Raw genomic sequence first — 9,640 nt, forward strand, 5'->3', positions numbered from 1 at the left:
TATTTGTGTAAGTTTATTTAGTTAATCCGTGGAAGAAATACAATCAGATATTTTTCATAGTGTCCCCCAAAGACCCCCTTGGCGTAACGTCATGTTACTTTTCGGGCTGGTTTTGCTGGGCTCTTCGCTAGGCAATCTCCTCGCGATGGCGGCGATTATGGCCTTGAGCATGACACACGGTGGGTTGGGGCTAGAAGACATCGCTCAAATGTTGCAAAAGCCCGAGACTTACCCGCATTCATGGTGGTATTTGATGCTGATACAAGCCGTATCGCATTCGTTTACATTTCTTATTCCTAGCGTTATCTATTGGCGATGGTCAGAACAACATCGGGTAGAAGAGTTTGTGCGTCGTCCGTTACCTTCTTTTTTACTGCTAGGAGTTGCTTGTCTGGCCGTGCTGGCTTTTATGCCGTTGAATAGCCTCATCATTGAATGGAATAACAGTGTACACCTACCTCAGGGACTATTCAGGGTCGAAAGCTGGATGAGACGCAAAGAGCAAGAATTGGCCATAATGACCCAGTTTTTGACCGAATTTAAGTCATTGTCCAAGCTATTAGTGGCCATGACAGTGATGGCTATCATCCCAGCCATTGGCGAAGAAGTTCTGTTCAGAGGTATTATTCAGCGAAAAATATTTCATAAAATTGGAGACATGCACATCTCCATTTGGTTGACCGCGGCGATATTTAGTGCTACCCATTTGCAGTTCTTAGGCTTTATCCCCCGAATGCTTCTAGGCGCCATGTTTGGCTATATGTATGCGTGGAGCCGAAATTTATGGACCCCTATTTTTGCTCACTTCGTCAATAATGCAGCTACGCTGTTAATGGTTTACCTGTCCAACCAGCAGCTAATTTCAATGAATGTTGAGAACCCCGAATCTACTATTTCATGGACGGGGGCATTATTATCATTAGTACTAACGGCAGGTTTGCTTTTAAACTTAAAAATGATTTCTCACCGTAGAGCTGCCCAGTTGTAGATTGTTTAGCACTATCTGCATAGCACGGAGGCGCTTACATTTACAATAAACCAAATGACTGTTGATAATTGGGAAAAAATCTTTGAGACAAGTTTCCAGCATCGTGCCGAAATCGTGCGGGAATATTTAGAGCAACAATCTATTTCGGGAGTTGTTATTAATAAACAGGATAGCAGTTACCACTTTGGCAAGTACGAGTTGTATGTTCCTTTGAAAGATGCTATCATTGCCAAAACTATCGTAGAGAATGAAATCTCCTTTGAATAACCTATCTAATCTTCAACAACGTATTATTGCCGCCATCGTAGGGGTAGCCATCATATTATCCGCTATTTTGTACAGTGATTGGACGTTTTTATTGCTTTTTTGTGCCATCAGTATTCTTACCCAATTAGAGTTTTACAAACTACTAGGGCTTGACGGAAACCAACCATTGACGTATTATGGCACATTGTGCGGGGTGTTTATAAACCTCCTGACATTTTTGATTGAAAAAGAAGTAATTGATTTCCAAAATTACTTCCTGATTAGCCCGATGGTAACCATGATTTTCTTTATAAAACTATATAAGAAAAAAGACCTAAAGCCCTTTCAAAATATCGCTTTTACGTTTTTGGGAATTATTTACGTCGCCATTCCTTTTTCGTTACTAAGTGTCTTGGCGATGCGTGGGGGAGTATATAATTATGAAATCGTACTCGGAAGCTTATTTTTATTGTGGGCAACAGACGTGGGGGCTTATTTTGCGGGTACTTATTTCGGGAAAAGAAAGCTTTTTGAACGTGTTTCTCCCAAAAAATCATGGGAAGGAGCCGTTGGTGGTGCTTTCTTTGCAGCCATTGTAGCTTTCATCCTTGGGATATACTTCCGCTCGTTTGAAGAATGGGCTTGGTATTGTATCGGAGCACTGATTGTGGTGGCAGGTACATTAGGAGATTTAGTAGAATCTCTTTTTAAAAGAAGCATCGCCATCAAAGATTCTGGTAGTACGATTCCAGGACACGGAGGCTTTTTAGACCGTTTCGATGGCTTGTTGCTTTCGGCACCGTTTATTGTCACATTTGTTAAAATTTTTTCATAGATAATAACGTTACTCATTATAAGGACACACCTTTGCGTTCATTTTTGACCAGAAACTATGCTACAAAAACATACATACAGCTACTTCCTCGTTGGGGTTATTTTTTTGCTTTCATTGCTGAATACAGTAGAAGCACGTGCCCAAGGGCAGGTAAAAAGCATTATGTTTACGGGGCGTGTAGTCGGAGTAAAAGGGACACAAACGCTCGCGAAAGCCTATATTTTTATTCCAAAAGCGGGACGAGGAACCTTGGCAGACGAAGCGGGGTATTTTGCGTTGCCCGTATTTCCTGGGGATAGTGTGGTGTTTAGTTATCTGGGCTACCAAAAACAATACCACGTGGTTCCAAAACGCCACATGGAAGAATCGTATTCGGCCATCATTTTGATGAAAGAAGACATAAAAACGTTGGCTGAAGTGAAGGTCTATCCGTATGCAACGGAAGAAGACTTTAAAAAAGCGTTTATCGCAATGAAATTGCCTGACGAATTTGAACGCGAAAACCTCGAACGAAATACGCGCCAAGAGCTCTTGATGCAAATGGCAGCCGCCACACCGATGAGCGCCGCATCTAACTACCGAAGTTTTATGGACCAACAAATTTTTGGTCGTGATAATGCCGCCAACCGAAGTTTCTCAAACACCCTGCCTTTCTTAAATCCCTTTGCTTGGGCAAGCTTTATTAAGTCAGTCAAAAACGGTGACTTGAAAAAGAAAGAATACCGAGACATTCTTAAACAAGCCCCGCGCGAAAATATCTCTCGCCAAGATATTTTGAAGAAAGACAATTAATTACGCTTTTTGAGGTTCGTCATAATCGACGAGCTGCACTGCTTGGCCGTCAAAAACAGCGTAAGAATTATACACAATCCAATCTCCCAAAATGAGGGTTCGACTGTACTGATTGATGGGTAGGTCGAGCTTGATGTGTCGGTGGCCAAAAACGTAAAAATCGTGATGGTGTAGTTTTTCTTGTTCCTTCGCATACAAAACAAGCCACTCTTTGTCTTCACCCCAATACGAGGGCTGCCCTTCTTTTTCGTGTTTACGCCAACTGTGCAACGCCCACGATTGCCCCAGCCAAAGTGCAAGGTTAGGATGTAAAAGGTTGCCAAAAGCCCAACTCGCCAGCTTACTTTCAAAAACAATGCGCAGGAGTTTATAAAAATGGTCGCCTGGGCCAAGCCCGTCGCCGTGCGCTACGTGAAACGACCGAATGGGCGCATTAGGTGTGGTTTCAACCAGTAAGTCAAGCGGGCGGCGGTAGGTTTTGATGTTTAATTCTTTTTCAAAATAGTCGGTCATCCACATGTCGTGATTGCCAGGGAATGCGATAATCTGGATGCCTGCATCTGTCAGTTCCCCGAGTTTTCCCAACAACCGAACAAAGCCACGGGGCACAACGCGTTTGTGTTCGTACCAAAAATCGAATAAATCGCCAACCAAGCAGATAAGTTGTGCATCGTGACGGATACTTTCTAGCCACCGTATAATGCGCTTTTCGCGAATGAGGCTATCGGCATGAGTGGGGGCACCAAGGTGAAAATCAGAGGCAAAATAGATTTTCTTCGCGGGTGAAAGGCTAACTTTTAGAGATTGAAAAGACATGTGACTTTGAAACATTCGGGCAAAAATACGGAGATTACTTTACAAGATTTTTTCTAATTTTACGACTTACCCAAGCAAATTTTCATGGAAACACCCATCCCCACTAAATTAGAAGTATTTGAGGGCATTGCTACTCAACTTGCAGCACAAGGATTTGACATCGTCAAACAAGACCAAACCCGTCCGTGGGGAGGTTTTTTTGTCATTAATGAAGACCAAACGCCGCAGTTTGCTGCTACTTATTTTCCGACCGTCGAACTATCAAGTATTCAAATTACTCAGAAACTAAGCCCTAAAATCCTGGTCGTTGCCCCCGAAAAACGCTTATCGTGGCAATACCACCACCGTCGTGCAGAGATTTGGCGAGTTGTGTCAGGAACAGTAGGAGTAGTAAAAAGCGATACCGACGAAGAAACGGAAGTAAAAACTTACCAACCTGGCGAATTGATTACGCTGCGTCAAGGAGAGCGCCATCGTTTGGTAGGATTAGCCGAGTGGGGGGTATTGGCCGAAATTTGGCAACATACCAATCCTGAACAACCTTCGGACGAAGAGGACATCGTACGTGTACAAGATGATTTTGGAAGATAATGGAAAATCTAAAATACCCCATTGGCCGTTTTGCGTTTGGAAAAACCTATTCGGCGGCCGAAACGCAAGCGCACATTCAAGAAATCAGTGCGTTGCCTTCAAAGTTATTTAATGTGGTGAATGTACTTAATGAGGCACAACTAGAAACACCCTACCGTCCCGAAGGCTGGACGGTGCGCCAAACAGTCCACCACGTTGTTGATAGCCACATGAATGCTTACATTCGCTTTAAGTTGGCTTTGACCGAGGACAATCCCGCGATTAAGCCTTACGAAGAAGCACTTTGGGCTGAGTTGGCCGATGGCAAAGGCGCGCCCATAGAATGGTCGTTGCAGTTGCTGAAATACGTACACTTGCGTTGGGTGATGTTACTAAACTCGCTGACTGATGCAGATTGGGAACGTACCTATTTTCACCCAGAAACAAAACGGGTATTCCCGTTGCGCGAAGTAGCAGCGCTGTACGCTTGGCACAGCGAGCACCATTATGAGCATATCAATCAGCTTTGTATCAAAGAAGGCTGGAAATAAGATACGCGCCTAGCAAATCTTTTCAACCATTTTTACGTTTATGAGGGTGTAAATAAATTAACATCCAATTAATAGTACCAAAATGCCTTCCGCGTCCACTTCTGACAATATCTTAGTTCGGGTATTGAAGTCTGTATTTTTTAAAAGCGCCACTGGTAAAGCAGGGCGTTATGCCCGCAATGCGGGTAGCCTTGTTGAACTTTTAGGGAAAGTATTGAACAAAACAAACACCCTAAAAGGCGCTACCTACGATTCCCTCAGGGAAAAAGTAATGTTATTGGTACGTTTGCTCAAAGCCTACGTGAAAGGAGACTACAAAACAGTACCTTGGAAAACGCTAACCCGTATTATCGCGGTTTTGCTGTATTTTTTGTCACCAATTGATGTCATTCCTGATATACTACCGATTGTAGGGTTGACCGATGACATTGCCTTGGTTGTTTGGTTGTTTAATGCCATTGGCGACGACCTTGATGCTTTTCGTGAGTGGGAGTCAAAACGAAATACTATCACGATTGGCTGATAATCTGCGAAATAGTTGTTAATTTTGCCAAAAGATTCCTTAAAATAGGGTTAAAAATCGAAAATCAACGGTAAATAAACAGTCCTATTTCGTTTTATTACTGTAATCAATACATTGCTTGAATGTGCAGCAATGTATCAAAACAACAATTTAGAGAAATCACTAACCGCATTTTCAAAAATGAATACGCTTTCAATTTTTTTAATCATGGGCTTGGGTGGACAAGAACTCATCTTTATCGCCCTTATCGTGTTGTTACTTTTTGGCGCAAAGAAAATTCCTGAGTTGATGAAAGGGTTAGGAAAAGGCATTCGTGAATTCAAAGAAGCTTCTAAGGAAGTGAAAGAAAACATCGAAAAAGGACTTGACGAAAGTCGCTAAGGTCTGCCCGCTAATTTTCGGGGAAATGTCGCCGAAAAGAAGCTTTTTACGACAATTTAGCTAAAAATCAGCAGTAGCCTTCGGACTACTGCCGATTTTTGTTTTGTACCAATCCCAATTTAATGCCAATTCCGTTGGCGGTAATCTATTGATTGTGAGCTATCATTATACCTCTCTTAGTGAAATTCAAACAGACCTCCGTTCGGGAGCTGTATCGTGCCGTGAGCTAGTGGCGTATTATTTGAAAAACATAGAGGAAAAAAATCCAGTCTTGAATGCGTTTGTGGCGGTGTATGACCAAGAAGCAACGCAAAGAGCAGAAGAAATTGACCAAAAAATTGCGGCAGGAACGGCAGGACGCCTAGCGGGAATGGTACTCGGAATTAAGGATGTCCTATGCTATCAAAATCACGGATTACAAGCAGGAAGTGCCATTTTAAATGGTTTTGTGTCGCAGTTTACTGCTACCGCCGTGCAGCGAGTATTGGCCGAAGATGCCATCATCATTGGCCGTCAAAACTGCGATGAATTTGCGATGGGTTCTTCCAACGAAAGCTGTGCGTTTGGCGTTGTCCGCAACGCTGCGGATACTTCCCGCGTTCCTGGAGGTTCGTCGGGGGGCTCGGCAGTGGCAGTCCAAGCAGATATGTGCTTGGCGTCATTAGGCTCAGATACGGGTGGTTCGGTGCGTCAGCCTGCGGCTTTTTGTGGGCTTGTTGGCCTAAAACCTACCTACGGGCGCGTATCGCGTTGGGGGCTGATTGCCTACGGTTCGTCTTTTGACTGCGTAGGGCCCATCACCAAAAGTGTCGATGATGCCGCTCTTTTGCTAGAAATCATGGCAGGAGCGGATGATTTTGATAGTACGGTATCTCAGCTGCCCGTGCCTTCTTTTACGCAAGCGGTGGCTGAAACGACGGTTCAAAAGCATAAAGTGGCTTATTTGCGAGAAGGCGTAGAAAGCGAGGCATTACAACCCGAAATTCGCCAAGCTATGCAAGCCAAACTTGATTGGTTACGTGAGCAAGGGCATGAAGTAGAGCCAATAGATTTTGCGCTGCTTTCGTACATCTTACCTACCTACTACATTCTTACCACGGCAGAAGCAAGTTCTAACTTATCTCGTTTTGACGGCGTCCGCTACGGTCACCGCACGGCCAACCCCGTGGATTTGATGGAACTCTACAAAAAATCGCGCAGTGAAGGTTTTGGTAAGGAAGTAAAAAAACGCATCATGCTTGGTACGTTTGTACTCAGTGCGAGTTATTATGATGCGTATTATACCAAAGCTCAAAAAGTACGTCGTCTGGTAAAAAATCAGACCGATGAGCTTTTTAAGAAATATGACTTTTTAGTAATGCCAACTACGCCAACAACGGCCTTCCCGATTGGAGACAAAACCGAAGATCCGTTACAGATGTATTTGGCCGATATTTTTACGGTACAAGCAAACGTGATTGGGTATCCTGCCATTTCGATTCCTGCAGGAACCGACGCGCAGGGGCTTCCCATGGGACTTCAAGTACTAGGAAAACCTTTCGGAGAAGCTGATTTGCTGGCTTTCTCAAAATATATAGTCGCCAAAGAACCAGCAAATTCTTTGGCCTAATACTCAACATAAGCGATAAAATAGCCATTGAAAAACGAACAAAAAAGATGTAAAACCTAACGAGAAAACAACGGAACGATGATGGAATTGAAGCGAATTGTGGGCATGGGATTGGTAGCGGGGATGTGTTGGCTTGGAGCAAGCGAGGGTGCCCGTGCACAAGAAGTAGAGACTGACACCAACGTAGTGGAAGAACAAATTCAAATAGAAGCAATGGCCGACTCAACGGTGTCGGAAGCGCTTGTACGCGAACGTCTTGCAAAGTTGGAAAACATCATTCCACTCCGTTATCATAAGGTAACGCATCAATTTGTGGAGTATTTTATCTATCGTAAGCCGAGCTTTGTGAAGCGAATGTTAGAGCAAATGCACTTGTACTTTCCGTTGTACGAGCAGATGCTTGAAAAACATGATATGCCGCGCGAGTTGAAGTTTTTGTCATTGATTGAGTCGGGGCTAAACCCGCGCATTATTTCGTACGCAGGAGCAGGTGGGTTGTGGCAGTTTATGCCTGCAACGGGTCGAGAATATGGAATGAAGCAAAATGACTACATCGACGAGCGTTTTGACCCCGTAAAATCAACCGAAGCAGCTTGTGTGTATTTGAAACGCCTTCACCGTGCTTTTGGCGATTGGGAAATGGCCTTGGCAGCTTATAACGTAGGGCCAGGCAATGTAAAAAGGGCGATGCGACGCTCAGGCTCAAGTACTTTCTGGGGAATCTATAATTTCTTGCCCAAACAAACACGTCATTATGTGCCTCAATTTGTGGCCATGACCTATTTGATGCACTACCATGCCGATCACGGTATTTTTGCCGAAACCCCCGATTATCCCATGCTTTTTGACACGATTCAAGTATCGGGATATGTTAATTTACATACGTTTGCCAAGTTAAGCAATATTTCATTGGATGAGTTTTATAAACTTAATCCACAAGTTATCAACACCGAACTCCCCGCGACGACCAAAGAATACGTTCTCCGTGTTCCGAGCCATAATTTTGACTTTTTTCAAGAAAATCGTCTAGCGATTTGGGATTCGGCGACTAAGTCGCCATTCCAAGCTCGTATGTTATTGGCGGCCAATGGGGAGGAAATATCAGATAGTGCTGGCGCCATCAAAAAAGTAGGTGGATTGGTTGCGGCGGGCGACGAAAATGAAGATCCAGAAACCATCATTACGCGTCAGACGCGGAAGATGTACCACACGGTGCGCCGAGGAGAAACACTCGGAAAAATTGCCAGTCGTTATGGAGTAGATACCTACGACTTAAAACGCTGGAACCACTTGCGGGGCAATAGCATCATGCGTGGCAAGCGATTGGTTGTATTCAAAGAAACCACCAAAAATGTCAGTGCGCCAGTACAAGGGCAGTTGGCATCGGATACAAAAACGAAAATCAAGATTCGCTACCACCGCGTTCAGCCAGGCGATACGCTTTCGACCATTGCCGAACGTTATGGAATCAATATCAGTCGCTTGAAAAAAATCAACCGCTTAAAAGGCAATACTGTTCGTAAAGGACAGAAACTTATTGTAGGGTAACAGCATCATACATGGCACTTTTTTATTTTAAAGCTTTCCACATTGTGGGGGCAGTTGCGTGGTTTGCGGGGTTGTTTTATTTGGTACGGATGTTTGTGTATCACGTAGAAGCCGAACAGAAACCTACTCCTGAGCTTCGAGAAGCGTTTAAAGCGCAGTTTAACCTCATGGAATGGCGAGCCTACAAAATTATTTGTAACCCCGCGATGATGTTGACCTGGACGTGCGGCCTCACGATGACCTTGCTCAACCCAGGCTATTGGCAAATGGGTTGGTTCCACGTTAAGTTGGCCATTTTGATTTTACTAACGGTTTATCACCTTTGGTGCAAACGTATCATTGTGCAGTTGGAACAAGGCAAAAATCCGTTTGATTCCTTTCAATTTAGGCTCCTCAATGAGCTTCCTACGCTCTTTTTGGTAAGTATTGCATTGTTGGCGGTTTTGCGCGACACGCTTAATTTCCTGTACGCTTTTGGCGGCGTTTTGGCCTTTGGCGTACTGCTGTTTATGTTTGCCAAAGCGTACAAGAAACGGCGGGGGGCAAATTAGCCCTTGGTGTAAAGGGTTGCTCACAACCCGCCGAAGCGAAGTATTGCCTGAAAAATTCCTAGTTAAATCAATTTGTTGTGAGTAGCTTTCAAACGGGGTCGTACTACGGAATCCGTATCTTTGGTTAACATAATCTTTGGCCCTCACCATAAGGAAGTAGAACGTTGTGAGTAGCTTTCAAACGGGGCCGTCCTACGGAGTTCGTATCTTTGGTTAGTACAACTCGGGTA

At 44.1% G+C, this 9,640-nt stretch carries 12 protein-coding genes; 11 read left to right on the top strand and 1 reads right to left on the bottom strand.

Annotated elements, in window-relative coordinates; genetic code table 11:
• The first annotated feature begins 91 nt into the window (after nucleotides 1-91).
• The 4 genes from K339_RS0114310 to K339_RS0114325 are packed head-to-tail and all read left to right on the top strand — an operon-like array spanning nucleotide 92 to nucleotide 2,861.
• A complete protein-coding gene (locus K339_RS0114310) occupies nucleotides 92-988 on the top strand; it encodes a CPBP family intramembrane glutamic endopeptidase (protein ID WP_064750983.1) in 897 nt (298 codons plus the stop codon).
• Between the two features lie 54 nt (nucleotides 989-1,042).
• A complete protein-coding gene (locus tag K339_RS0114315; protein WP_028524209.1) occupies nucleotides 1,043-1,255 on the top strand; it encodes a DUF2007 domain-containing protein in 213 nt (70 codons plus the stop codon).
• Nucleotides 1,236-2,069 (top strand): phosphatidate cytidylyltransferase, encoded by an 834-nt coding sequence (locus tag K339_RS0114320; protein WP_028524210.1) that lies wholly within the window; start codon nucleotides 1,236-1,238, stop codon nucleotides 2,067-2,069. The genes K339_RS0114315 and K339_RS0114320 overlap by 20 nt, the downstream gene beginning before the upstream one ends.
• Nucleotides 2,070-2,126: 57 nt before the next feature.
• Complete coding sequence (locus tag K339_RS0114325; RefSeq protein ID WP_028524211.1) at nucleotides 2,127-2,861, top strand: carboxypeptidase-like regulatory domain-containing protein; 735 nt, start codon at nucleotides 2,127-2,129, stop codon at nucleotides 2,859-2,861.
• Here the strand turns inward: K339_RS0114325 and K339_RS0114330 are convergent, their stop codons facing one another.
• Entirely contained in the window at nucleotides 2,862-3,677 is an 816-nt protein-coding gene (locus K339_RS0114330; RefSeq protein WP_028524212.1) for a UDP-2,3-diacylglucosamine diphosphatase, read from the bottom strand. It lies immediately after the preceding gene.
• 84 nt (nucleotides 3,678-3,761) lie between these two features.
• Here K339_RS0114330 and K339_RS0114335 point away from each other — a divergent pair, with 84 nt between their 5' ends.
• From K339_RS0114335 to hemJ, 7 genes are all read left to right on the top strand, one after another.
• The gene (locus K339_RS0114335; protein ID WP_028524213.1) at nucleotides 3,762-4,268 is read left to right on the top strand and encodes a cupin domain-containing protein; all 507 of its coding nucleotides are present in this window, start codon (nucleotides 3,762-3,764) and stop codon (nucleotides 4,266-4,268) included.
• Nucleotides 4,268-4,798, top strand: coding sequence for a YfiT family bacillithiol transferase (locus tag K339_RS0114340; RefSeq protein WP_028524214.1), 531 nt, complete (start codon nucleotides 4,268-4,270; stop codon nucleotides 4,796-4,798). Before K339_RS0114335 ends, K339_RS0114340 begins: the two co-directional genes overlap by 1 nt.
• Before the next feature lie 82 nt (nucleotides 4,799-4,880).
• Nucleotides 4,881-5,321 (top strand): YkvA family protein, encoded by a 441-nt coding sequence (locus K339_RS0114345; RefSeq protein ID WP_028524215.1) that lies wholly within the window; start codon nucleotides 4,881-4,883, stop codon nucleotides 5,319-5,321.
• 180 nt (nucleotides 5,322-5,501) lie between these two features.
• Complete coding sequence (locus K339_RS0114350; RefSeq protein WP_028524216.1) at nucleotides 5,502-5,702, top strand: Sec-independent protein translocase subunit TatA/TatB; 201 nt, start codon at nucleotides 5,502-5,504, stop codon at nucleotides 5,700-5,702.
• Nucleotides 5,703-5,856: 154 nt separating this feature from the next.
• Nucleotides 5,857-7,311: an Asp-tRNA(Asn)/Glu-tRNA(Gln) amidotransferase subunit GatA gene (gene gatA, locus K339_RS0114355; protein WP_229598747.1), complete on the top strand. Its 1,455-nt coding sequence runs from the start codon at nucleotides 5,857-5,859 to the stop codon at nucleotides 7,309-7,311.
• A gap of 78 nt (nucleotides 7,312-7,389) precedes the next feature.
• Entirely contained in the window at nucleotides 7,390-8,859 is a 1,470-nt protein-coding gene (locus tag K339_RS0114360; RefSeq protein ID WP_028524218.1) for a lytic transglycosylase domain-containing protein, read from the top strand.
• A gap of 11 nt (nucleotides 8,860-8,870) precedes the next feature.
• Nucleotides 8,871-9,410, top strand: coding sequence for a protoporphyrinogen oxidase HemJ (gene hemJ, locus K339_RS0114365; RefSeq protein WP_028524219.1), 540 nt, complete (start codon nucleotides 8,871-8,873; stop codon nucleotides 9,408-9,410).
• The last annotated feature ends 230 nt before the right edge of the window (nucleotides 9,411-9,640 follow it).

Source organism: Runella limosa DSM 17973, assembly GCF_000482465.1.
GTDB classification, from domain to species: domain Bacteria; phylum Bacteroidota; class Bacteroidia; order Cytophagales; family Spirosomataceae; genus Runella; species Runella limosa.

Bases quoted from the DNA above. Each gene is read 5' to 3' on its own strand.
- K339_RS0114310 (WP_064750983.1), top strand. From the start codon at position 92: ATGTTACTTTTCGGGCTGGTTTTGCTGGGCTCTTCGCTAGGCAATCTC.
- K339_RS0114315 (WP_028524209.1), top strand. From the start codon at position 1,043: ATGACTGTTGATAATTGGGAAAAAATCTTTGAGACAAGTTTCCAGCAT.
- K339_RS0114320 (WP_028524210.1), top strand. From the start codon at position 1,236: ATGAAATCTCCTTTGAATAACCTATCTAATCTTCAACAACGTATTATT.
- K339_RS0114325 (WP_028524211.1), top strand. From the start codon at position 2,127: ATGCTACAAAAACATACATACAGCTACTTCCTCGTTGGGGTTATTTTT.
- K339_RS0114330 (WP_028524212.1), bottom strand. From the start codon at position 3,677: ATGTCTTTTCAATCTCTAAAAGTTAGCCTTTCACCCGCGAAGAAAATC.
- K339_RS0114335 (WP_028524213.1), top strand. From the start codon at position 3,762: ATGGAAACACCCATCCCCACTAAATTAGAAGTATTTGAGGGCATTGCT.
- K339_RS0114340 (WP_028524214.1), top strand. From the start codon at position 4,268: ATGGAAAATCTAAAATACCCCATTGGCCGTTTTGCGTTTGGAAAAACC.
- K339_RS0114345 (WP_028524215.1), top strand. From the start codon at position 4,881: ATGCCTTCCGCGTCCACTTCTGACAATATCTTAGTTCGGGTATTGAAG.
- K339_RS0114350 (WP_028524216.1), top strand. From the start codon at position 5,502: ATGAATACGCTTTCAATTTTTTTAATCATGGGCTTGGGTGGACAAGAA.
- K339_RS0114360 (WP_028524218.1), top strand. From the start codon at position 7,390: ATGATGGAATTGAAGCGAATTGTGGGCATGGGATTGGTAGCGGGGATG.
- hemJ (WP_028524219.1), top strand. From the start codon at position 8,871: ATGGCACTTTTTTATTTTAAAGCTTTCCACATTGTGGGGGCAGTTGCG.